A 23,446-nucleotide genomic window follows, 5' to 3' on the forward strand; every position below is an offset into this window, starting at 1 on the left:
TATGAAATATGATATTGATTTATCGCCTTATTTTGCATTAGAAGGCCATCAACCATTTAAAGATAGGCATGCAACAATGCCTTGGCGCGGGGCGGTACCAATTAGTGCTGATAAACGACAAGACACATGGCAGAAATTAATCAATTCGACGTTCGAACCACGTAAGCGATTGGTATACCTACATATTCCTTTTTGTGCAACACATTGTACTTTCTGTGGTTTCTACCAAAATCGCTATGATGCCTCTGAAAGCCATATTTATACAGAGTATTTGATCCGGGAGATTGAAACGGAAGCCGACAACGTATTACACCAGTCTGCCCCGATCCATGCTGTTTATTTTGGCGGTGGAACACCCTCTGCACTTTCTGCTAATGATTTAGCGCGTATTATTAATGTGTTACGCCTTCGTTTACCATTAGCTCCTGATTGTGAAATAACCATTGAAGGGAGAGTTCTTAATTTTGATGATGCACGTATTGATGCATGCTTAGATGCAGGAGCAAATCGTTTTTCAATTGGTATTCAGTCATTTAATAGTAAAATTCGTAAAAAAATGGCCCGGACATCAAATGGTGAGGAAGCTCGGAAATTTATGGAAAAATTGTGCCATCGAGATAGAGCGGCGGTGGTTTGTGATTTGTTATTTGGTTTACCTGAGCAGACAACCGAGTTTTGGGGTGAAGACCTGAGAATTGCAAGTGAGATTGGCCTAGATGGTGTCGACCTTTATGCACTTAATTTGATCCCAAGTACGCCACTTGGTAAAGCGGTTGAAAATAATCGAGTCACAGTTCCTGATCCTGCCAAGCGTCGTGACTTGTATTTACAAGGCTGCGAATTTATGGATAAACAAGGCTGGCACTGCATCAGTAATAGCCACTGGGCGCGGACAACACGGGAACGCAATTTATATAATTTGTTGATTAAACAAGGGGCTGATTGCTTGGCGTTTGGCTCTGGTGCCGGGGGCTCTCTCAATGGATATTCATGGATGGGGGAGAGGAATCTGACCTCGTATTATGAAGCAATTAATGCGAAAAGAAAACCGCTCATGATGATGATGCAGACGACCGATCCGCAGTATCAATGGCGCCATCGCTTACAGGCTGGTATTGAAACAGCGCGAGTTGTACTTGAACAATTTACCCCTCATGCGCAAATGCTGTCTCCACTCTTACAGCAGTGGTATCAGTCAGGATTAACACAAGATACTTCGACTGATTTAAGACTAACGAATGAAGGCCGTTTTTGGGCAAGTAATATTCTTCAATCACTTCAAGAGATTATCGTGAATCTTAATTCTATCCAATTCACGCAAGAAAAAATATCGTAAAGGAACATTTAATGAGTAATGTAGCGTTAGCTGATTTTTTGAAAACAGAGCCCGATGGAACATTAGAAACTATTGCAAAACAATATGATACCACCTTATTGGATGTAGTAAGACATTTGCCCGATATGGCTTTGACGATAGGAAAACATTTTGACTTGATTTGGGATGCTGTCCACACATGGGGTAATGTCACCACGCTAGTTCATACGCAGGATGTTATTCTAGAATTTTCAGGTGAGTTGCCTTCAGGTTTTCATCGCCATGGTTATTTTAATTTACGTGGCAAAAAAGGCATGACAGGGCATATCAAAGCTGAAAATTGTACGTATATTGCACTAATTGAACGAAAGTTTATGGGAATGGATACCGCCTCGATTTTATTTTTTAATCAATCAGGAGATGCCATGTTTAAAATTTTCTTAGGGCGTGATGAACACCGTCAATTATTACAGGAACAACTTGAAGCTTTTCGTTTATTAGTTAAGCAACTTAAAGAGAATAATTAATGGCAAGATGGTTAGTTTTTGGCACTGGTGGGCAGGGTGTTGGCAATATTATTGGCTCAGCTTTGGGGAGATGAACCTGTATCTAAATGGTTATTTTTGAATAAACCGACATCAGTACTCGATATTCACCACCAACAACATCTTTTTCGTTTGTTACGGCATCTAGTCAATACACGAAAAATAAATGTGTGTTGTGTATTACGCGATTTAAACCTTACGGCTCGCTTTGCTGATCACATTATTTTAATGCATCAAGGGCAAATTATTGCGGAGTACCTTTCATTATATTAAATCTTTAGTCCTCTATATGACAAGGAATGGTCTTTTTACTGGAACTACCCAAATTATTGGGTAGCTCAATTTTTTAATGGGGATATTAAGTATTCAAACAGTATCTATTTAGTTGGTTTTCCTTGCCAATATCCGGCGAGTAAAGAGCCCGATAAGTTATGCCAAACAGAAAACAATGCGCCTGGAAGAGCAGCCATAGCACCAAAGTATTGCGCTCCTAAAGTTGCTGCTAACCCTGAGTTTTGCATGCCAACTTCAATTGCCAAAGTTCGGCAAGTTGACTCATCAAAACCAAATAAACGCCCGCCCCAATAGCCACCAATTAAACCGATTCCATTATGTAATACAACAGCAATAGCGACCATAAATCCAACAGAAGCAATATGGCTTTGGCTACCTGCAACGACAGCACTGATTATTGCTAATATACAAATCATTGATAAAGAAGGTAAAAATGGTTCAATTTTTTTCACTATTTCACTGAAAAGATGATGAATGACTAACCCTGCAATGATAGGGATAATTACGATTTGTAAGATAGACAGCAACATACCCATGACATTTACACTAATTGATGTATCTGCATATAACAGAGTCAATAAAGGTGTTGCAAATACGCCAACCAAGGTAGATACCGATGAAATCGTAACAGATAATGCCACATCCCCGCGCGCTAAATAGATCATCACGTTTGAAGCCGTTCCACTCGCCACGCTACCCACTAATATCATTCCAACGGCAAGATCAGCTGGCATATCAAAAGCTTTAGCCAAAAGCCAAGCTGCTAGGGGCATAATCAAGTAATGAATAAAGGTACAAATAATCACTGGGGCGGGTCTTGTCACGACGCGTTTAAAATCGCTAATTCTAAGTGTTACTCCCATAGTAAACATAATTAGCATCAGTAAGTAGCTAATAAACGGGGAGATCCCTGTAAATGAGTTTGGTGTATAATAAGCAAATATGGATAAGAGTAGAGCCCATAATGGGAATAATCGAGTGACTTTAGACAACATTAAGACATTCCTTTTTATCTATTTTAAGTGGTTAGGTTTTCCAATAAGAACGAGTCGATATCATGGAGAGGATTGATTTGAGTTTAATGTATCAACTCTCTATTCGAGATATAGCCTTCTGATAAAGAGCGTCGCTCATAGAATAAAGTTGGCGTTTTTTCTCCACAATCAGAACCGGACTTATTTAGCGCATTTTTAAAGTTTGTTGTTATTATATTTGTAGTTATTTGTTCACCACGATTTGCTTGAAAATTCGTGTGGATATAATGAATCAGATACGGACTAACAACCTAGTAAACTTATCAGGATAGAAGCAAACACGCTATGAGGAAATTGAATGCATATATTCTCAGCATCTACTTTTGTAATCTTCAGCCTACGCTATTTAAACACCATTGCGACAGCGCCAACGATGCCTAAAAGGATATCAGCACCAGCAAAGGCATAGATATTTTTAACTTCTTCACTGCGAGTATCGGCAAAACGTTCAAGTGTTTTCTTGCTTGAAGGGGCTTCAACCTCTTCAAATTGCTGTATATAGCCAGCAGCTTTTGTATTTCTTGTTCGCTTGATTTAGGTTTTTTCCGACTTGATAAAAAAGCAGTAATTATTCATGTTACGCCCTACAGGGTATTTGGTTAACTTACTAATCTTGCGTAAAGAAAAATGTTCAAATTTAGTTATTATAATCATAATTAGCACTGAATAATAATCATTGTCAATTCAATAAATTGTTAATAAACCCTAAGGGTAGTGCATTACATAGTCTTGGTATTATGAGATGAAAAACGAGAGCTTAAAACTCCCGTTTGTGCATTTAGAAAAATTCTTCGGTCATAACATAGGTTTTTGCCCAACTCGATGGCTTAGTTTCAAGTTTAAGCATGTAGACAAATCAGGGGGAAAAGGTTAAAAGGCTAGCAGCAGCCAAGCCTTTTAACACAGGTGGTAATATCTAGTTTTTCATATATACATTTAAGAATACATTTATATTTATATTAAAAATTTTAGATATGGTTATTAAATGATCTGCATAAATTGAGGTGCCTCCATGCTCATACTCTATATAATGACTTTCTGTAATATCCAAATTAATTGCCATTTCATGAGTTGATATTTTATTTTTCACTCTTATAATTTTTATATATTCACCAAGGTTCTTATTCCTTTGTGTGATTTCTTTCTTTATTATTTCTTTTTCTAGCATATTGGTGTTGGTGCAGTATTTTTGTTGATAATGAATGTTATTATAAATAAAGATATTGTTTTCTGTTGGGTAATGAATTTGAATATAAATTTAAACCCAAATCAATAATTTCACCTTCGCTCTCCAATTCTTTTAATAAAGAAACGAAGAAGGATTCTACGCTAATGTTTAATTGTATTAAAAACATTAAAATTAGACTGAATGATATAGTATTAACACCATTTTCGTAGCGTGAAACCTGTTGTTGACTGACATGAAGTAATTTGCTTATATCTTCTCCTGTCAGATCATTTTCGATACGTTTCTGCCTTAAATAATTTCCAATTAAGATGTTTACTTTGCTATTTAAAATAGCACGATCCATATTAACCCCTATAGTGAGTAAGAATTTTCTGAGATAAAAATTAATCAAATAATAATATTAAGTACAATCGTTTAAAACGCTTAATGATATATTTTTCATAGGCGTAATCGATTGAAAGAGAAAAGTCAATCGTTTGATTTTAATTTTCAGCTTGTAACAACATATTGATAAATAGCAATTAAATCAGTTTTTGCTATTTTTCCAATATTGCGAGATAAATGAATTGACAATTGTATTTACTCGTATAAAGAGTATTTGCGATTTCATTTTTATATGATACATTGAATATTAATTTTAATGATTAAATTATGCTTATTGTTTAGTATTTTATTTATTCTATTTTTTTATTCTATATTTCTATTTAATTTATACATATATAAATATCCTTATTTACAATGCTGTATCATATTGGTAATAAAATATTACCAATTGAAATGTTTTGTTACAAATTAATTGATTGGATAATAATAAATCAGTCCAGGGAATTTTATTATGTACTGATTTTACTATGAGTAATAACGGATCTATATTAAATCTAGTCGTGATTATTTAGAATATCGGCAGTGGTTTTATATACTTGAGTAAATTAATTGTGAAGGGTGAAATTTTCATGTCTCGTTTCAATATGGAACCATGCGTTTATTATTTATTTACTGCTGAAAAATAAAACAGTATAGCTATTCATATTTCCAAAGGTAAAGGTTGTCTTTAGTGTTTATTGTTATATTCTTTAAATAATTACTTCCTATGTGAATTGAATTGGTGCATTTTTAACTAAATGTAAAAATTAGCACCCTCAAATATTAATTTTCTTATAAAATAATGGGTGAATATACATATTCAAGATTGATTAAATACACATAATTGATGTTTTATCAGTTGTAATATTTGTATCAGATTTTATCTGCCATGATAGATACAACATCGAATGATAATAGCGAGTTTTAACAGAAAAGGGTTCATGTAAGTGCAAAACAGATATGGTTTTCTTCAAAGGACTTAAGCAAATCACACGCTAAATAGGGGTTATGATTGCCCTAAACGTATATTAGGAATACATTATAAGCAATTAATATCAGGAGTGGTAGCTTGTTGTGTACACCAAAATTTTGCGAGTTCTATGTGTTTTGTTGTTGATATTATTAGCCTTTATCATAGGTGTTTCAATAAACTTTAGTAAAAAACCAACCCTTATTGATGGCGCTAAACAGACAGTAGTGGATTTTATGCACCAACCGAAAGCTGCTGACATGAGAAATGTTAAATTCTATTCACATGGTTCAATGATGGGTCATAAGGTTATTGGGGATGTATGTGGTGAAGTGTTTACATTTAAAGATGATTTACCATATAAGTATAAGCGGTTTATTGTTGAAGTTGCTGCTAATCATGAAGGCCAGTGCGTGTTTTCCATTCCTTTATTTGATTTCGAGGGGGAAATGATCTCTGAGCCGGATTTTCAGAAGATTTGGGATAATCGATGTCAGTAATTAAGCACATTATTCACTATAATGGTCTTGTGGTTGCTTGGGATCATTAAAGTGATTTCTATTTAGTAACTGTTCTTTGTTAATTTATCGTTCGAAAAATAAATCTCGGTTCAATAGTTCCTCTAGAAGATTCACTGGTGATATTCATGTTGCCATAAGAATTTTAGTAAAAGAAAACTCCTTTGAGTATAACTGTATGAAATAAAGATATTGTTACAGAGCGAGCGAGAAGGCGTATAATTCCGTAGGTAAGTAATTTTATTTAATCATCATTGATGAGATGGAATGATAAAATGAACAGAAGTGAATTGATTGATTATATTCAGCATAATTATGGTGTGGAGCCTGAAACTCCATGGATGAAGTACCCTGAATATATTGTTTTTAGACGAAAAAACAACGCAAAGTGGTTTGCAGTTATTATGCGTATTTCATCTAAGAAATTAGAAATAAATAAAAATGAGGAGGTAATTAATATTATCAACCTTAAAGCTCCCCCTGAACTTATTGGTTCATTGCGGTTAAAAGATGATATTTATCCAGCGTATCATATGAATAAAGAGCATTGGATTACGATAAAGTTGCCAGGGCGCCTTACTGATGATGAACTCAAGGAGTTAATCGAAGATAGTTATAGGCTAACAGCTTAGCATTTCATTATATTGCTAGACTATCCCATCCATGGGAAAAATTTCCATACTAACTAGTTAAGCTTTCTTGCGATGATAAACAATCGAGGAAATGGCATTAAAACATAGCCATTATCTTGTGCTGGGTAAGCTTCTGTTAATAATTCATGGTAACGAGCGAGAAATTGTTCGGTTTGTTTTTTATCTAGGTTTTCAACGTAGGGTCTTAATCCTGTCGCGCTTAACCAATCAATGATTGAATCAATCGATGGCATGACGTGATAATAAGTCGTTTGCCATATATCAACAGAACAATGGGCTGCTGAAAGCAAATCATAATATTCAGCTATTGATAAAAGCGCTGTTCTATTGACGGCGGAAATCGCTTGCTCACTGGCCACTTTGCGCATTAAAGCATGTGTGGGTTCATTCCAATTATTTGGCATCTGGATGGCTAAAATACCGTTGCTTTTTAATTGATCAACAAGATGAGGGAATAATAGGTTGTGATCAGGTAACCATTGTAACGAAGCATTGGCAAATATAAGGTCCTGTTTGATTTCAGGAACCCAGGTTTCAATGTTTGCATCTATAAACTGGCAGTCAGGAAGGTTCTTTTTTGCTTCAACTAGCATGGCAGGAGAGTTATCGACCCCAATTATTCTTGCTAATGGGTACATTTCACGAAGTATTTGAGTTGAATTACCTGGACCACAACCTAAATCGGTTAAATTACATACGTTATCGGCATGAATATGGCGGATTAAGTCATATGATGGGCGAGTTCTTTCCTGTTTAAATTGCAGATACAAATCAGGGTTCCAATCTTGCATGTGCTAGCCTCATTGTTTTATTGAATAATTAAATCATAATCTATGGCCTAACATATTGTACTTCTAGTTAAATATGTATTATTCGAGCTCCCATCATGGCGGCTTGGCCGCCAACTTTCACTTGAGTAATCTTTTTCGCTTGTGAGTGAATGTTTACTTGAATCGATGAGGTGCATCCCATGGCACGACCTTGCTCAAATAGAAATTGAGTTTCATTTGGTAAGACATAATTGACCAAATAGCAGCCAAGCGCTCCGCTAGCGCTGCCTGTTGCCGATTCCTCATTTATTCCATAGAGCGGTGCGAAATTTCGGCAATGTGCTGTGATTGATGTGTCTTGATTTAACTCAAATACATGGAAGCCGATCGTATTGAATTCACGGCTTAGTTTCGCTATTGCTTCATAATTAGGCTGTAGTAAATTTAAATAACCTGTTTTTACGGGAATAATAATGTCGGGTAACCCAGTTGAAATTATCATGATAGGTAAGCTTGTTTCAGTGATAATGTCACTCGTTATGCCAAGGGCTGCTGCAACTTCATTGATATTAGGTCCATCTCGCAGGATGGGTAGCGCTTGCTCCATAACGATATTGTTCGGGCTAACAGACACACTTAGAATACCGGCCTTGGTTTTTTGGGTGTAACACCCAGAGCAAATCAGCTTAAGTGACGCTAAAGTGAAAAACACCGCTAATGTGGCATGACCACAAAAATCGACTTCACCTTCAGCGGTGTAGAAATCTACTTCAAAATCAGTTTGTTCACCATTATAGACAAATGCTGTTTCTGAAAAACCGACTTGTTGCGCAATAGCTATTTTTTGTGAAGTACTGAGTGCTGGCGGGTTGAGAACAACACCAGCAGGGTTGCCACCAGTATTATTTTGTGTGAAAGAATTCACAAGGTATACCTGAATATCTTGCTCAATTTCGCCGGTATTTTTAATTTGCATTTATTTTCCCGAGTTCTAAATAGATATCTTAAATTTTTGAGTGCACCTTACTCATTGGTTTAAATTTCATGAGAGGTAGAAATGCTATATTAACATTAACGCATTGTGTAATAGAGTCATTATGATGCTGTCTTTTATTGATAACTTAATGAACCCATAAATAAAGTATTAATAACTTGCTTAAGCTAACATAGTGATGATGCTTAACTCGAAATGACATGGAATTTAGTTGAAGTCGGTTGTAAATTTGATATAAGGTGGATGATATTATTTTTGATTTAGGTGAAAATGATTAGATTATGTGCTGATAATACTAACGCAGGAGAAATAACTTATGTTTCCAGAGTACCGCGATTTAATTTCTCAACTTCGTCAATCAAGCCCTCATTTTCGTGCTCTTTTTGAAAAACATAATCAGTTAGACCATGAAATTGCAAGATTGGAACATTCAGACCGAAGAGGGTATGGCGATGAGGTGGTTGAGTTAAAAAAACAGAAACTACGATTAAAAGAAGAAATATATAAAGTGCTTAAAAATCCTGATGAAGAATAAAAATTTTATTTATATGGCAATAAATTTTATTATTGCCTAGAAGTAATCGTAAAATTTAACCATTAGAACAATGTTCAAAGTTATGTTTAAGTTGTTTAATAGCATATTTTTCTATATCTCTTAAACTCATGTTCATGGTATCCAAACCTTTTATATCCATTTTAAGTGTATGAACAGAACTATCATCACCGAGTAAAGTTATATGTAACCCTGTAACCTTTGTGTTTTCTTCTAATATATTTACTTGAGTTAGATTAAATCGCATAAAAATACCTTTTATAAAAGTTATAATTATTAATTAACCTACTCTAATTGCATGTTTATTTCTTTTACAAATAGTTAAAGATTGTAACTGTCATTCATCTTAATATTGTCATAATAGAAATAAAAATCCCTCAATACTTATTAATTAAGTCTGAGGGATTGTTGTTTATTTAAAGTTTATTCTTTATAAATAGATACATGAGGGATACCGTCATCACCTATAGTTCCACGGTACATACCTTCTGAATTAAATTCCATTGCGTAATTGCCAGATTTATCCAATACAATTACACCGCCACTGCCTCCGATAGCTTTAACGTCATCGAGTGCATTACGAGATGCATCAGAAAGGGTGGCTTTATTATATTTTACCTGTGCTGCAATATTATGAGCCGTTGCTGTACGAATAAACATTTCTCCAGAGCCTGTTGCGGAAACAGCTACGGTATTATTATCTGCATAATTTCCTGCACCAATAATAGGCGAGTCACCAACGCGACCATACCGTTTGTTTGTCATACCCCCTGTTGATGTACCAGCTGCAAGGTTACCTTGTTTGTCTAAAGCAACAGCTCCAACAGTGCCATATTTATAATCGTATAACATAGGGTCTACAAATAGTGCAGCTGTTTTCCCATCATGATCTAATACGACTTTTTCTTTTTCTTTCGCTTTTTGCAATTGTTCCCAGCGAAAATCAGTACGGAAATAAGATGGATCAACAATTTCAATGCCTTGCTCTGCAGCAAATTGCTCAGCACCTTTAGAAACCATCATCACGTGAGGGCTCTTTGTCATAACAGCATAGGCGGCATTGATTGGGTTTTTGATATTGGTAACACCAGCAACGGCGCCTGCTTTCAGGTTACTACCATCCATAATTGAGGCATCCATTTCATTTTTTCCATCGTGAGTGAATACCGCACCTTTGCCTGCATTAAACAAAGGCGAATCTTCCATTACATTAATGGAAGCTTGTACTGCATCAAGGCTAGAACCTCCTTTATTCAATACGTTATAACCTGCTTTTAGCGCTTCATTTAATTTATCTTGGTATGCTTTTTCTTGTTCAGGCGTGATTGTATTTTTTGTAATAGTACCAGCACCACCGTGGATAACTAGCCGGATCGGCGTTTCAGTAGCGGCAATTGCTTGCAAAGAAAAAGAAGCAGTAAGTATGCATCCTAACAAAAGTAACTTCATGATTAACCTCTTTAGGTGGTTAGCTAAGATATTTTCATAATGCTTAAAAAGTATGGGATTGGAGTATGATGTTAGCAATTAGGAGAGTCGTAAAATGAGGAAAAAGTCACAGGTTATCAATAATGGTTTTTTGGGGGATGAAATTATTTAATAAAAAAAGCCCCTGCATGCAGGGGTATCTAATGGAAATGTATATTTATAGTTATTGTTATAAGGTGTCTATTGCTTAGATAGACCATTAGATAATACCAGTGATTAGTGCTTAATCCAAATCAGAGTAATCATAAAAATGGTAAATTAAGTGGTATTTTGTAGATTAAATTACGGACAAATAAGAAATTATTGAAATATAGTATAAGAATAAAATTAAAAAGATAATAAATTGGTTTTTGACTTGAAATACAAAATAATACTCCCATAACAATGATGAAAGCTGTTTTTATGATAAGGGATAAAATATGACTAACGCGCAGTGGGTAACACAAGCATTAAATGCGGTATTGGGCGAGGATATAGGTTCGTTGTCTGTGGCTAAGCAATATTTTTCAGATAAATATATCCAAGTTGTTGATGGAAAACAAATTAATTTTAATGAGTTTATTGCCCATTTGCAGGTATTGAAAGAAGCCACTGAATCAATCGTTATTACTATAAAATCGATCGCAGAAGGGGATGGCTGTGTTCATACTCAGCATCTGGCAAAAGCGACTAAAAAAGATGGTTCAATAAGTGAATTTGAGGTATTTGCTTGTTTTCAAATAGAAGATGGGAAAATTATCCGTTGCGAAGAAATGACAAGAATGATTAAAGGCAGTAATACGGATGAAGATTTGGGTTCAAGAACATAAATTTTGATTGTTTTTGTAAGGGCTTAATATTACTGGTGTAAGTAAAACCTAATGTAACACTAGGTTTTACTTTATTCTATTTTGTGTTAACTGGTTTTATATTAACTTGAGTAAGTTAACTGTAACCCTGTGCCAACTTCTTGTACGGGCGCAAATTTCGCTAAATGTATTTTGGCGTTAAGATCGGTACAGTGACATGGGTGTATAAATTTTAAATCTTGCTGGCGAAAGTAATTACCTGTTTGTTCTAAAACTTCTTCTGAGGCTTGCTGCAAATGAAACCCGCCTATCACAGTAACAATGTTATTGATGCCAGTTACATGCTTTGCATATTCAGTAATATTGCAAATTCCAGAATGAGAGCAACCCGTTATCACAATTAGGCCTTCCGATGTTTTAATGGCAAGTGCAGAGTCATCAAAGACATAGTCGTCAACGATATTATGGTTGAAGTCGAGGGTAGTACCAATGGGGTCTTTTCCTTCAAAGCTATTGGCTCTAGGAATTTGGCCTAAAAATATAATATTTTCAGAAAGATAATATGGCTTAGTCGTTTCAATACAATGAAAATAAGAAGCTAAAAACTCTTTAGGTGTATTCGCTCCGATGACTTTAGATTGAAATTTTTTTGGAATTAGGGCATCTGGATGGTATATCAGGTGCTTAGCTTCTTGTGTTTCAATGTTACGGCGGTCAAAATGTTGAATTAAGTGACTTAAGCCCCATGTGTGATCGTTGTGGCCGTGAGAAAGAACCAGATCAGTGATCTCAGCAAGGTCAATATTTAAGATATGTGCATTATCAATAAATATATCTGAATAGCCTGTATCGAATAATATTTTTTTATTATCAGCTTCGATATAGTAGCAAACACCGGGTTCACCGCAAAAATAGCTATCAATTAGGGTATTATTATCTACAAGAACAGTAATTTTTATTGTCATCATGAACTCATGTTTAATAGAAGTAATCGTAATCTGTTATATCAGATAAACTGTAAAAAGTTATTAAATGGCGATAAAACATAGTAACAAAAATTGGAGGAATGAGAGGGATATGAGAAAATTATCGGAGGCGACTATCTAAAGCCAACCTCCTAAATAAATTGCGATACAAGATAATACATGTTTAGACAAATTATTTTACTTTTTTCACCTCGTAGTGAATATCACTGTCAACTTCATGGTCACTTTTCGGTTCTGTGTGAAAAATAGAAATAATATCTTCTAATAAATCTGATTGAGACTCTAACGCTTTTAAGGATGATTGCAATTCGCGAGTCATAGCTGCATTCGCTTGTGTGGTGTTATCTAACTCATTAATTGCTAAGTGTATTTGGCTTACCCCATGGGTTTGCTCATTCGAAGCAAGGGCAACACTTTGGATCATTTCATTGATATTAGATGTGTCTTGTGCAATTGAAACGATATTATCATTTGCATCCGCAGCTAATTGGAAACAGTGATTAATTTTATCGTTTGAATTATTAATTAATAGCTTAATTTCTTTGGATGCCTGAGTACAACTAATTGATAATTCGCGTACTTCATTTGCGACAACCGCAAAGCCCTTGCCATGTTCACCCACTCTGGCAGCTTCTACAGCGGCATTCAATGCTAATAAATTAGTTTGAAAAGCAATGTTATCGATGGTGGAGGTGATTTTACTGATTTCTTTGGAAAAATCGACAATATCATCCATGTTTTCTACAACATCAGAAATAAGTTCATTACTTTTATCAATCGTTACACTCGTCTCGGACATCAATTGACACGATTGGTTAGTGTGGGCCGTATTTAATTTAAAAGAGGAATCGAGCTCTTCGACACTGGCTGCTGTTTCAACAATGGCTGCGGCCTGTTGATCTGCTCGAATAGAAAGGTCGTGATTCATTTGAGTGATGTCACCAAGTTCAACTTTTATATGGTGAGTGTTGTCATAAATATTTTTGACGATATCAATCAGTTTACTTTGCATATTAGACACATGCTGTTTAAGTAACTTGATCTCATATAACCCTTTATTATCAAAGCTGTGATATAAAACGCCTTGGCTAACTTTTTCAATACCATCAATAACTTGGTTTAGTGGGCGAATAAAGAAAAGTTGTAGAATAAATCGAATAAATAGAGCTAAGAGGATAACTATTGAGATAGTAATGATTAAACCAATCAAACTTTGTTTATACAGTTGCTCACTTGCAAGAGCAATATCATGATAACTACTATTTAATTGTTGATGATAACTTACGTAGTTTTTCTCAAATGTATCCTGAAATCCTTGAGTCGGCTGGTTTAAAAAGTCATATGTTTTTCCTTGAACTAGAAAGACTGAAAGTTCATTCAATGCAGCATATAACGCTTTATATGATTTTTCTAACTCAGCAAATTTATCGCTGTTTTTGTAGAGTGAGGTGGCAGTGAATGCATCCCAATAATTACCTGTTTCTGCCATTTTTTTATGATAAAACGCGATAAGGCTATCTATGTCAGTATTTGAAGTTTTCATCTTATTGATAATCAACAAATGGCGAGAGCTAGCACGATTTAAAGTATTTCGTGCCTGTAATAAAGACTGCCATGTATTATTCAACTGTGTTTGTTCGTTATAGATAGTATCGAGCTTGGTTAATGTTTCTTGATATTGTTTTAAAGAACTAAAGAAAAACCAACAGGTTGAAAGAAGAAGGGCGATAAGCAGGCCTGAAATAAACCAGACTAGGGTTGTTGTCTTAAAACCAGAAAAAGAGAATTTAGCTGAACTAAAATTAATTTTTTTTAAATTACCAGACATCATTGATTATTTCCTTTCATACCATCGAGTAGTATGTTTGTACGCATACTAAGAACGACTTCTAAACATAACGTTATTAACCATGAGCAAATCGAAGCTGTCCGATAGCTAAAAAGTTATATGTAGTCACGCGAAAGCATCAGGCGTAGGGACTAAGTAAATGTATCGGCACTAATTCTGGATACTTTATATTCAACAATTTGACTTAGCTCATAAAATTGAAAGGGATTAGGCAACTTTTACTGATAACGAGGGAATAAGAGGAAATAATTGTTGTAGATTGCTACCTACAAGAGAGTTAATTTACGAGTGATTTGTGATAATAATAGTCAACGTTTAAAATTTGAGCCTAGAGTGCGGTATGCTTTCTTTATTCTTTAAATGCCTTTTAGGTGCTTTAGCCGTATTGATTATTGCACTATTTTCACGTAGTAAAATTTACTATATTGCAGGTTTAGTTCCGTTATTTCCTACATTTGCATTAATTGCTCATGTTATCGTCGTTCAAGAACAAGGAACAGAAGCTCTCAGAAAAACTGCACTGTTTGGGCTCTGGTCTCTCATTCCTTATGCAATGTATTTACTAACGGTATATTTATTAGCAACGAAAATGACCGCTTGGGGAAGTTTAAGTATGGCAACCGCTATTTGGATAATAACAGCGGCAATATTAGTTTATATATGGCAACTCACTCAATAAATAACATAGAGTAAAATAATTAGCTATAAAACATCATAAAACTAAACTCTCTCGATATGCTGACGGCTTAAACATGGTTGGCTATAGTCGCAAAAATTTAAGTATTAACTATAATGATAAGCAATGTTTTCTATTGAGCTGTACCATTAAAATGTTATTAAGAACCCTGGTATTACTGTTAGTTGCTGGCTGTGCGTATATTGCAGGAATTATGACTGAAGTTAAACTTGATGCTGAGTTAGATACTGAAAGCCGAGTGAAAAGTTCTGTCGAAGATTTTCTTGCTTACCCTTCGGCTGCAAATTATAAAAATGTTCAATATTATGTATTGACGAAAAATGAAGAAGGGGATGAAACGGGCTATTATTGCGGTGAAGTCTTTGGTTTTGAAAATGAGTTACCCCATGGCTATAAAAGATTTATCGTTAGGCTTCATAAAAATAGAGCTGGAAAAGTAATGATATCCATTCCTTTTGTAGAAAAAACAGATGATATTATTCCCGCAGAACAATTTGAAGCTGTGTGGGATAGATATTGTAAAAGAAGCTAAATTAATGATAGCTCGTTGAGTTGCTAGCAAAACGAGCGTCACTAATATTAATTTGATTTAACTGCCATCGTCGCTAGGAATGTGGGTAGATAATTGTCAACGACAAAGCGTGGATTAGGTTGCCAGTCCTCTTTAAAGCCTGTGATATGAAAACCTACCTTTATTTGCCCACCAATGAGATCTGTCAGTGAATGACCAAATACAAAAGCTTCTTGCTTTGCCTGCTTTTGTGCTATTTGCTCTGCCGATAAAGTAGATAGTTCGGAGTAAGGCATAGTGTAACTTGGCTTTATTATACCTTGTTCGTCATATTGCTTATCTCGTTCCCCAATAAAAACAACAGGATTAAAAAAACTGGATAACAGTCGTCCATTTGGTTTTAAAACACGGTAGCATTCTTGCCAGACAGGGTTAACATCCGGAATATACAGATTAGAAATAGGATGAAATATAATATCAAATGTTTCATTAGCAAACATGTGTAATGATCGCATGTCACCTTGAACAATCTCTAAGGTTAAATTATCTCTTTCTGCCACCATTTTGTCTTGTTCAAGCTGTTTCTGAGAAAAATCAAAAACAGTCACATTTGCTCCTGCTGCCGCGAGTATCGGAGCTTGCTGCCCCCCCGCAGAAGCTAAGCAAAGAATTTTTTTATCTTTTACATTCCCTAACCAAGTATCATCAACAGGAGTTGGTGTTAAATGAACTTGCCATTTTCCCTGTTTGGCATCATTGATAGTTTTGGAATCAACGGGGGTTGACCAAGCAAGTTGTGATTCAGCTTGTTTATCCCATGCTTTTTGATTTGCACTAATGAAATCTGTCATAAAATGACTCCTGTATACAATAATTTGTCACAGTGTAGCAAAAAATAAGCAAATTAAAATAAAAATGTACCAATTGGTACACAATTAACTCCCTACCATTAGATGATATGTGATGCCATTAAATTCAAAGTTAGTGGCATTGCTCATGCCTATTTTTTGATGCGCCATAAGCGATCTGAGATTGTCTGCATTAATAAAGGCAATAGGCTTTCCTTGGTTGTACGAACAAATTTTATCAAAAAGTGATTTGAGAATATTTCTCCCTCGATAATCACTATCGATACAAACAGGACCATAGAACCAGTTGCCTTGTACAATTTCTGCATGCTGTTTAATGATCAAATGTGCTATAGGGGGTAGGGATGAGGAATTAGGGTCAAAGCTAAATACGACAGCGATAATTTTATTTCCATCTCGAGCTACAACGGGAGTCAGACTTCCTGCAAACATTGCATTGACTTTGGCTTGAGGGTATTCACCGAGTAATCCACCTTGTTGGGATTCAGAATTAGATTGCAATAATTGAGCGACAGCAGGACAATCTGGTTGTGTCATTAATTCATATTTAATATTCATTATTACCTCGTAATGATTGCTAAATACGTTTAAATTTATGATATGAAGCGCAGGGGTATTTATGGGAGCACATTGTCGTGTGTTAATTCTAACCTCATAATATCGGTTATTTATTGTTTGTCTATTGAATCAGCATGTTAACTAAATTTTATCCAGTATTCTTACTTATTATTTCAAATGTATTTATGATGTTTGCTTGGTACGGCCATTTAAAGTTCACAACAAAGCCGTTGTATGTTGTTATTTTCTTTAGCTGGTTAATTGCATTGGTTGAATACTGTTTTGCAGTGCCAGCTAATCGGTTAGGGCATCAGTATTACAGTGCGGCTGAATTAAAAACAATGCAAGAGGTGATAACACTCTGTGTTTTTGTTCTTTTTTCGGTATTATATTTAGGTGAAAATTTTACCATTAACCATTTAATTGGTTTTATTTTTATTTTTGCAGGCGCCTTTTTTATCTTTAAGGGGCCATTTTAATGTAAAAAGAGCAGCTTGAACTGCTCTTTTTGGAGAGAACTTAATTTATACCCATCCTTTTTCATGAAACTGCTTTAATATCACAACAAATTGCTGCATTTCTTCGGGGGTTCCTAGTGTGAGTCTATTCCAGCCAATGGCAGGTGGGAATTCACGGCCAACCATAACATGAGCTTCAGCCATACGTTGTTGATAGGTTTTTACGTCACCTTTAACTTTATGGAAAATAAAATTAGCCTGTGATGGGGCATATTCTAACCCAATCTCATTTAATGCTTTTTCTACGATTTTTCTCGAAATATTGTTAGATTTTAGGCTGTATTCAATAAATGATTTATCCTTTAGAGACGCTATTGCAGCGACTGCTCCCGCTGTATTGGTATTATCAATAGATAAAAATTCGTCTACAGCAGCAATAATTTCGGGGGTCGCAACACCATAGCCAACTCTTAAACCTGCTAAGGCGAAAATTTTTGAGAAAGTACGTGTGACAATCAGGTTATTTTGGCCTTTTTTGACTAATTGAATAGCACTCGTAAAATTTGGGTCTTCAACAAACTCGGCGTAAGCTTCATCAACGATAAAAAATGTGTTGTCAGACTCTTTACTCATCCATTTAACCAACTGGCTATAAGGCGTGATCATTGCTGTCGGGTTATTCGGGTTACAAATATAGACCATTGATAAACCGTCAAAATCATTAGCAGCTTTTTCCATTCCTTCTAGATCAAATGATAAATCAGTTTTTAAAGGAATTTTGGTTATCTTAATACTTAATGGCAGAGAATAAAGTTCTGCATAATTGAACGTTGGATCAGGGGTGACTAGTTGAATTTTTTTACCGAGTTTGTTTGCTTTATTTGCCAACATAGCGACAACAGCTTGAATCGTTTCAGATGATCCATTACCCATACTAATGTGCTTATTAGATAAACTGTAGAGCTCACCAATATTATGCTGTAATTCAGCACGAGCGTCATCCGGATAACGAAATGCATTAGGTAACGCTTTGATAATGGCCTCTTTTGCACTCGGTGACATCCCTAATGAATTTTCATTAAAATTCAGCAAGAGAGGTTGTTTTTCACTTGGTATATTTATGTTGTTTGTTTGCGCAATGGCTTGATTAAAAAGTGAGTTAAGTGCAATTCCACCTGCAACTAGTGATGTGGATTTAAGAAACGAACGGCGATCCATAGTTATTCCCTGAAATTATTATCTTTGAAAGTATTAGATTACTCAAAATAGTTCCAAAGTAAATAATTATTTACTTTTTATGATTACTTATTCATCTGGTTAGTTTCTGAACTATTGCAAATTTATCTACGGTAAATAAGAAAAGAAACATGTCATGCCAAGATAGCAAAGTAAGGGGGATCAATTATGGGGGGGTATAACCATTGAAGTCATATAAACAAAAAAGGGTAGTTTATTCTACCCTTGGTAAAAATTATTGGCCTTGTACTGGAAAGTTAGGTGTAATTTCTACAACCGCAACTTTAACCATATATTGTTTACCATTTTCTCCTTTAGGAGCATCTGCAGCAATTTTTTTCAGTGTTTCATCTGGTTGAGTAGTTTGAATTGATGTTGAATACTGCATCATACCACGGTGACGATTTGCATGATTAGAGTGGCGGTAATTATCGCAAGGCCTATCATTATATTGCTGTTGGTTTTGGTACCCTCCGCGGTGCCATGAACCATTACCATCTCCTGGGTAAGCGAATGTTGAAAAGCTAATCGCGATTAAACTTGCACTGAGAATTAATGGTTTTAATATATTCATGTTATATCTCCTTTAGATATTTATTGATTATTATTCTGCCATTGGAATTAATTAATTCAATTGAATTTACTTATCTAAATGAATAAACCATAATTCAGTCATGTTTCTTCCTTTATTTTCTCATAATGCAAATCATTTGTTAAATAAATGAATTTTACGTTAAATCGTTATTTTTTTAATTGGTTTTGTTTTGTTGGGTTTCATGGAAGAATTTAGCTAGTTTGCTAATTGATACAATTGATGCTACAGCAATATCTTTATTATAATCCTCACATAAAGCTAATAGTCTATCGATAGCATCTTCTTGTTCAATAGAACAAATATAATCGCCTAATGCATTTATCGCCGCTATTTTAACATCATTGTTGGTACCATGAGTTAGGCTAACAAGGTTTTTAACGATTTTTTCTTTCATAAAAATATATTAAATCAGTCAGGTAGTATATAGGCCAGTATAAAACTAAATAAATAAATAAAAAATGTTTTTTTATTAATGTTAATTTAATAGATATAGATTGAATCAATAATAATAGGAAGGACATTGGTTATGTTTTCAATTTAAAAACTAATTTTTATAAAGTAGTGTCAACTGGTTAGGACAAACGTAAATGCGTAAGGCAAAAGCTCAAATTGTTTACTCAAATTGATATAATACATTTATACTAGGTTAAGTTATCATAAAGTAGAAAGGTGATGCGTTGAAACGTATAAAAACAAAATTATTAATTGTATTGCTATTGGCTTTAGGCGTATTTGCATACCATTCTTATACCAGTATTGGTGACTCAGATGTTAAAAATGAAGCGCAAAGCATGGTGGAAAAAAAGCTAGGAAATGCATCAGTAATTGAGTTCAGTGATGTGGATATAGTGCAAAAAAGCGAGTTTAAGGAAGGAGAGAGTTATCGGGTTTGCGGCTTATACCGCTTATCGAGCCAAGATAGCTCGCTACCATTTGTTGCAAATGTCAGCATTAAAGAAGGGCGTTTCTCTGAGCATGGGCAATTGATTATTAGTGAAACACCTGAATTACAATTCTCGATTGAACAGTTGTGTGTTAAAAAAACAACCAATTAATAAAAAAGCGCTCAAATTTTAGTTTGAGCGCTTTTTCTTTTTTTAAAAATTAAATGATTAAGATTTATTCAAAAGTAGTTCAGTTTGGATCTTACAAGCTGAAATGGAGTCATTTAATGATTTATTGAAGTCAGCTTCATTAGCAAACTTAGATTTATTGCTACGTACGGTGTCAATCGCTGATGTTAGATTTTCGCGGAGGTCTGACTCTACAGTGGCTAATTGCTTGAGGTCGACATTTTCACTTTTCAATTTAGCAATGGTTGATTGGGTTAATTCACTGCTAGTTTTGTCAGTGCTGTATGCTTCACTTAGTGCTTGACCAGTGATCTCACAATAATCTTTGGCTATTTCACTAATATTTAATGGGGCATTATCAGCCATAACAAGGGCTGGAGCCAGGCAAAAAGCCAGTAACAAACGCTTCATAGTCATACCTCTATTTTGCACACAATGAATAATAACTCTATCTGGTACTAGAAAAATACTATAGCAGATTAGGCCTAAAATGGGGGATGAAGAAGAGGGTTTTAGCATGATTTCATAAAAAAGAGCCAGTATAAATACTGGCCGCTATAATTAGCAAAAGCAATGTAAATGAAAATTACGTTATATACAGTATCATATAACGATGTGAGGTAAAGCGATTTTAACTTGTTTTGGTGAAAGTTAAGATTAAGTATGATCTTGATCAGAGTTTGAACCCATATTAGAGGCGTGTTATCGAAATATGGGAGAAATAAAAAATAACCAGCTAGAGGTCAGGTAGACTCATAGCTGGTTTTGTTCATGTAACCTAACACGGAGATTACTGTTTTAACCAATGGCCATGTTTTAAGACATCTTCGACAAGTTCATGTAAGACAATATGGGCTTCGTTATCATCATGGAAGCCTTTAGTTTGAAAGGTTGTTGGGCCATTATCATGAGTAATCAAAAGATAGCTGCCAGGGTAAACTTCTAAAACACGTGCTTTCAACTCAGCAATGAAGGATTCATATGATTTTTCAGGGAGCTGAGAAAGTGGGTCATCAGATAACTTGATATTAATTTCCATACGTTAACCTCTTGTCTATAAAATTTAATTAGGCTCAGTTTATTGTTAAGTGAAAGTATAAGCAACTATCTAATTGTGACGATTGTAACGTGATAGGCTTTTTGATTATAAATTAACCTCATTTATTGATTAGATATTCCAAATAATATATGAATTAAGCAAAATAAATATTACAAATATTTTTGTTAAGAAATAAGTTAATTAAGATTGAAGTGATAAAATGAATAATGGTTTTTTATTTATTTAAGTAACTTTTTGGTTAAAATAAATACTGAAAATCAATCATTTGATTTATTTCTTACTTAATCATAAAGAATTTTTTCTTGGTTAGGTTTTTCAAGGTGTTATATGTGTTTATTTGTGAGTATCTAACTTGTTTTAATTAAAATACAATGTAGTTAACGATTGATGAAACGGAAATTAATTTACATTAAAGAGAAAAAAATATAATTTCTGATAATCATATTAAGATGATTTGGCTTTTGTAGGCTAAACTCCTTTTTCTGGAGTTATGTTTTAAATGTGAGGATTTGATTTTCGATTAATACATTATTAATCGTTCTAATAAAAAAGGAGTGTAATTTGATAGAATTTATAAACTCACTAACTAATATTATTTGGGGTTCGTTACTTATTTATTTATTACTGGGAGCAGGCCTGTATTTTACGCTTCGATCAGGGTTTATTCAAATTAGGCATTTTGGCCATATGTTTAGTGTCTTAAAAAACAGTAAACAATCTGATAGCGCAGGTATTTCATCTTTTCAGGCACTATGTACAAGTTTAGCCGCTAGGGTCGGTACAGGAAACTTAACCGGGGTCGCAATTGCGCTAACAGCTGGCGGACCGGGTGCTATTTTTTGGATGTGGGTCGTTGCTATACTCGGGATGGCAACGTCTTTTGTGGAGTGTACTTTAGCACAGTTATACAAAACCAAAGATGATAAAGGAAATTATCGCGGTGGGCCTTCATATTATATGCAAAAAGGCTTAAACCAACGATGGATGGGCGTGTTATTTTCAATTTTCCTCATTATTGCCTTTGGTTTGGTATTTAATGCAGTACAAGCTAATTCTATCGCTCAAGCAACCGCAGTCGCCTTTGATTTCAATCCAATTTATGTTGGCATTGGCTTAGTTTTATTAAGTGGAATTATTATTTTTGGTGGATTGAAATCCATTGCGAGGGTTGCTGAATTAGTTGTTCCTGTTATGGCGTTAGCCTATTTGTTATTGGCATTTTGGGTTGTTGGGCACCATATTGAACGATTACCTGAAGTTTTTATGCTGATAATCCGAAATGCATTTGGTTTGCAAGAGGCAGCGGGTGGTGCTGTTGGTTATGGTGTTGCTCAGGCTATGACACAAGGTATTCAGCGAGGGCTATTCTCTAACGAGGCCGGGATGGGGTCAGCACCGAATGCAGCGGCATCTGCAGCGCCTTATCCACCTCATCCTGCATCTCAAGGATATGTGCAGATGCTTGGTGTTTTTATGGATACCATTGTTATTTGTAGTGCGACCGCAATTATTATTTTGTCATCTGGTGTTCTAGAAAGTGGGATGGATAACATTAATGGCATTGAATTGACACAACTTGCGCTATCTTCTGCCGTTGGTAGCTGGGGAAGTACCTTTATTGCGATTGCTATCTTCTTTTTTGCGTTTACATCAATCATTGCTAACTATGCATACGCTGAAAGCAATATGATTTTTCTAGAAAATAACCATACAGCGGGTTTATTTATTTTCCGTTTAGCTGCCTTAGGTATGGTGATGTTTGGCGCACTTGCTGAAATGCCATTTATTTGGAAACTTGCTGATTTATCCATGGGGTTAATGGCAATAACAAATCTAATCGCGATCCTTTTATTATCGGGTATCGCTTTCAAACTCGCTAAAGATTATAACCAGCAATTGGTTGCAGGTAAAATACCGACTTTTGATATTAATCAGCACCCTGAATTAAAGAAACAGTTTGAGGAGGGGATATGGGAAAAAGAAGAAGTCGATAAGTGGGTTGAGAAAGAAACATCTCGCTAATATAAAAAACGTAAAGCATAAAATTCTTAGGTGAAAGCCTGAGAATTTTTTTATGAAA

At 34.9% G+C, this 23,446-nt stretch carries 27 protein-coding genes and 1 pseudogene; 12 read left to right on the top strand and 16 right to left on the bottom strand.

Annotated features, from left to right (window positions below; all coding sequences use genetic code 11):
* The first annotated feature begins 1 nt into the window (after nt 1).
* The 3 genes and pseudogenes from hutW to hmuV all read left to right on the top strand — a co-directional run.
* Nucleotides 2-1,336, top strand: a complete 1,335-nt coding sequence (hutW, locus tag FVA69_RS09465; RefSeq protein ID WP_109913126.1) for a heme anaerobic degradation radical SAM methyltransferase ChuW/HutW — start codon at nt 2-4, stop codon at nt 1,334-1,336.
* Nucleotides 1,337-1,347: 11 nt separating this feature from the next.
* Nucleotides 1,348-1,842 (top strand): heme utilization cystosolic carrier protein HutX, encoded by a 495-nt coding sequence (gene hutX / locus FVA69_RS09470; protein WP_109913089.1) that lies wholly within the window; start codon nt 1,348-1,350, stop codon nt 1,840-1,842.
* A 39-nt stretch (nt 1,843-1,881) separates the two neighbouring features.
* Nucleotides 1,882-2,112 (top strand): annotated as a pseudogene (gene hmuV, locus FVA69_RS09475) (heme ABC transporter ATP-binding protein); the annotation flags it as partial.
* A 125-nt stretch (nt 2,113-2,237) separates the two neighbouring features.
* Here the strand turns inward: hmuV and panS are convergent.
* The 3 genes from panS to FVA69_RS09490 form a co-directional block, all read right to left on the bottom strand.
* Complete coding sequence (gene panS, locus FVA69_RS09480) at nt 2,238-3,149, bottom strand: ketopantoate/pantoate/pantothenate transporter PanS (RefSeq protein WP_110731983.1); 912 nt, start codon at nt 3,147-3,149, stop codon at nt 2,238-2,240.
* A 955-nt stretch (nt 3,150-4,104) separates the two neighbouring features.
* Nucleotides 4,105-4,356: a helix-turn-helix domain-containing protein gene (locus tag FVA69_RS21640; RefSeq protein WP_004911521.1), complete on the bottom strand. Its 252-nt coding sequence runs from the start codon at nt 4,354-4,356 to the stop codon at nt 4,105-4,107.
* Nucleotides 4,357-4,396: 40 nt separating this feature from the next.
* Nucleotides 4,397-4,720 (bottom strand): helix-turn-helix domain-containing protein, encoded by a 324-nt coding sequence (locus FVA69_RS09490; RefSeq protein WP_004911517.1) that lies wholly within the window; start codon nt 4,718-4,720, stop codon nt 4,397-4,399.
* 1,094 nt (nt 4,721-5,814) lie between these two features.
* Here FVA69_RS09490 and FVA69_RS09495 point away from each other — a divergent pair.
* Both FVA69_RS09495 and FVA69_RS09500 read left to right on the top strand, forming a co-directional pair.
* Nucleotides 5,815-6,210 carry a hypothetical protein gene (locus tag FVA69_RS09495; protein ID WP_109912405.1) on the top strand — a complete coding sequence of 132 codons (396 nt, stop codon included), beginning with the start codon at nt 5,815-5,817 and terminating at the stop codon, nt 6,208-6,210.
* A gap of 293 nt (nt 6,211-6,503) precedes the next feature.
* Nucleotides 6,504-6,860 carry an MmcQ/YjbR family DNA-binding protein gene (locus FVA69_RS09500; protein WP_004911514.1) on the top strand — a complete coding sequence of 119 codons (357 nt, stop codon included), beginning with the start codon at nt 6,504-6,506 and terminating at the stop codon, nt 6,858-6,860.
* A 53-nt stretch (nt 6,861-6,913) separates the two neighbouring features.
* On the opposite strand, the gene tam is transcribed toward FVA69_RS09500, so the two are convergent.
* On the bottom strand, nt 6,914-7,672 hold the full coding sequence (tam, locus tag FVA69_RS09505; RefSeq protein WP_164528750.1) for a trans-aconitate 2-methyltransferase: 759 nt from the start codon (nt 7,670-7,672) through the stop codon (nt 6,914-6,916).
* A 67-nt stretch (nt 7,673-7,739) separates the two neighbouring features.
* Nucleotides 7,740-8,627, bottom strand: coding sequence for a PhzF family phenazine biosynthesis protein (locus tag FVA69_RS09510; protein WP_164528751.1), 888 nt, complete (start codon nt 8,625-8,627; stop codon nt 7,740-7,742).
* A gap of 334 nt (nt 8,628-8,961) precedes the next feature.
* Here FVA69_RS09510 and FVA69_RS09515 point away from each other — a divergent pair, with 334 nt between their 5' ends.
* Nucleotides 8,962-9,180: a YdcH family protein gene (locus FVA69_RS09515; protein ID WP_110731982.1), complete on the top strand. Its 219-nt coding sequence runs from the start codon at nt 8,962-8,964 to the stop codon at nt 9,178-9,180.
* 55 nt (nt 9,181-9,235) lie between these two features.
* Here the strand turns inward: FVA69_RS09515 and FVA69_RS09520 are convergent, their stop codons facing one another.
* Both FVA69_RS09520 and FVA69_RS09525 read right to left on the bottom strand, forming a co-directional pair.
* Nucleotides 9,236-9,445, bottom strand: a complete 210-nt coding sequence (locus tag FVA69_RS09520; protein WP_004911505.1) for a hypothetical protein — start codon at nt 9,443-9,445, stop codon at nt 9,236-9,238.
* Nucleotides 9,446-9,621: 176 nt separating this feature from the next.
* On the bottom strand, nt 9,622-10,647 hold the full coding sequence (locus FVA69_RS09525) for an isoaspartyl peptidase/L-asparaginase family protein (RefSeq protein ID WP_109912411.1): 1,026 nt from the start codon (nt 10,645-10,647) through the stop codon (nt 9,622-9,624).
* A 458-nt stretch (nt 10,648-11,105) separates the two neighbouring features.
* Between FVA69_RS09525 and FVA69_RS09530 the strand changes: the two genes are divergently transcribed.
* On the top strand, nt 11,106-11,495 hold the full coding sequence (locus tag FVA69_RS09530) for a nuclear transport factor 2 family protein (RefSeq protein WP_004911500.1): 390 nt from the start codon (nt 11,106-11,108) through the stop codon (nt 11,493-11,495).
* A 101-nt stretch (nt 11,496-11,596) separates the two neighbouring features.
* Here the strand turns inward: FVA69_RS09530 and FVA69_RS09535 are convergent, their stop codons facing one another.
* Nucleotides 11,597-12,439 carry an MBL fold metallo-hydrolase gene (locus FVA69_RS09535; RefSeq protein ID WP_004911498.1) on the bottom strand — a complete coding sequence of 281 codons (843 nt, stop codon included), beginning with the start codon at nt 12,437-12,439 and terminating at the stop codon, nt 11,597-11,599.
* 193 nt (nt 12,440-12,632) lie between these two features.
* The gene (locus FVA69_RS09540; RefSeq protein WP_164528752.1) at nt 12,633-14,291 is read right to left on the bottom strand and encodes a methyl-accepting chemotaxis protein; all 1,659 of its coding nucleotides are present in this window, start codon (nt 14,289-14,291) and stop codon (nt 12,633-12,635) included.
* Between the two features lie 358 nt (nt 14,292-14,649).
* Between FVA69_RS09540 and FVA69_RS09545 the strand changes: the two genes are divergently transcribed.
* Both FVA69_RS09545 and FVA69_RS09550 read left to right on the top strand, forming a co-directional pair.
* A complete protein-coding gene (locus FVA69_RS09545) occupies nt 14,650-14,988 on the top strand; it encodes a GlpM family protein (protein ID WP_004911490.1) in 339 nt (112 codons plus the stop codon).
* Nucleotides 14,989-15,061: 73 nt separating this feature from the next.
* Nucleotides 15,062-15,538: a hypothetical protein gene (locus FVA69_RS09550; RefSeq protein ID WP_004911484.1), complete on the top strand. Its 477-nt coding sequence runs from the start codon at nt 15,062-15,064 to the stop codon at nt 15,536-15,538.
* 47 nt (nt 15,539-15,585) lie between these two features.
* Here FVA69_RS09550 and FVA69_RS09555 read toward each other — a convergent pair whose 3' ends face one another.
* Together FVA69_RS09555 and FVA69_RS09560 are read right to left on the bottom strand one after the other, a co-directional pair.
* Nucleotides 15,586-16,368: a class I SAM-dependent methyltransferase gene (locus FVA69_RS09555; protein WP_164528753.1), complete on the bottom strand. Its 783-nt coding sequence runs from the start codon at nt 16,366-16,368 to the stop codon at nt 15,586-15,588.
* Between the two features lie 84 nt (nt 16,369-16,452).
* Nucleotides 16,453-16,944 carry an N-acetyltransferase gene (locus FVA69_RS09560; RefSeq protein WP_123381886.1) on the bottom strand — a complete coding sequence of 164 codons (492 nt, stop codon included), beginning with the start codon at nt 16,942-16,944 and terminating at the stop codon, nt 16,453-16,455.
* Nucleotides 16,945-17,078: 134 nt separating this feature from the next.
* On the opposite strand from FVA69_RS09560, the gene FVA69_RS09565 reads away from it, so the two are divergent.
* Nucleotides 17,079-17,423, top strand: coding sequence for a DMT family protein (locus FVA69_RS09565; RefSeq protein WP_109912416.1), 345 nt, complete (start codon nt 17,079-17,081; stop codon nt 17,421-17,423).
* Between the two features lie 45 nt (nt 17,424-17,468).
* On the opposite strand, the gene FVA69_RS09570 is transcribed toward FVA69_RS09565, so the two are convergent.
* The 3 genes from FVA69_RS09570 to FVA69_RS09580 all read right to left on the bottom strand — a co-directional run bounded on the left by FVA69_RS09570 (nt 17,469) and on the right by FVA69_RS09580 (nt 19,627).
* Nucleotides 17,469-18,620 (bottom strand): pyridoxal phosphate-dependent aminotransferase, encoded by a 1,152-nt coding sequence (locus FVA69_RS09570; protein WP_164528754.1) that lies wholly within the window; start codon nt 18,618-18,620, stop codon nt 17,469-17,471.
* Between the two features lie 253 nt (nt 18,621-18,873).
* On the bottom strand, nt 18,874-19,212 hold the full coding sequence (locus tag FVA69_RS09575; protein WP_004911469.1) for a hypothetical protein: 339 nt from the start codon (nt 19,210-19,212) through the stop codon (nt 18,874-18,876).
* Between the two features lie 175 nt (nt 19,213-19,387).
* Nucleotides 19,388-19,627 (bottom strand): HEAT repeat domain-containing protein, encoded by a 240-nt coding sequence (locus FVA69_RS09580; protein ID WP_004911467.1) that lies wholly within the window; start codon nt 19,625-19,627, stop codon nt 19,388-19,390.
* 283 nt (nt 19,628-19,910) lie between these two features.
* Here FVA69_RS09580 and FVA69_RS09585 point away from each other — a divergent pair, with 283 nt between their 5' ends.
* Complete coding sequence (locus FVA69_RS09585; protein ID WP_004911465.1) at nt 19,911-20,288, top strand: hypothetical protein; 378 nt, start codon at nt 19,911-19,913, stop codon at nt 20,286-20,288.
* A gap of 57 nt (nt 20,289-20,345) precedes the next feature.
* Here FVA69_RS09585 and FVA69_RS09590 read toward each other — a convergent pair whose 3' ends face one another.
* Both FVA69_RS09590 and FVA69_RS09595 read right to left on the bottom strand, forming a co-directional pair.
* Nucleotides 20,346-20,717: a hypothetical protein gene (locus FVA69_RS09590; protein ID WP_004911457.1), complete on the bottom strand. Its 372-nt coding sequence runs from the start codon at nt 20,715-20,717 to the stop codon at nt 20,346-20,348.
* Nucleotides 20,718-21,096: 379 nt separating this feature from the next.
* A complete protein-coding gene (locus FVA69_RS09595; protein WP_004253462.1) occupies nt 21,097-21,345 on the bottom strand; it encodes a DinI-like family protein in 249 nt (82 codons plus the stop codon).
* A gap of 582 nt (nt 21,346-21,927) precedes the next feature.
* On the opposite strand from FVA69_RS09595, the gene FVA69_RS09600 reads away from it, so the two are divergent.
* A complete protein-coding gene (locus tag FVA69_RS09600; protein WP_004911454.1) occupies nt 21,928-23,388 on the top strand; it encodes an alanine/glycine:cation symporter family protein in 1,461 nt (486 codons plus the stop codon).
* Nucleotides 23,389-23,446 lie beyond the last annotated feature (58 nt).

Source organism: Providencia sp. PROV004, assembly GCF_011045615.1.
GTDB classification, from domain to species: domain Bacteria; phylum Pseudomonadota; class Gammaproteobacteria; order Enterobacterales; family Enterobacteriaceae; genus Providencia; species Providencia rettgeri.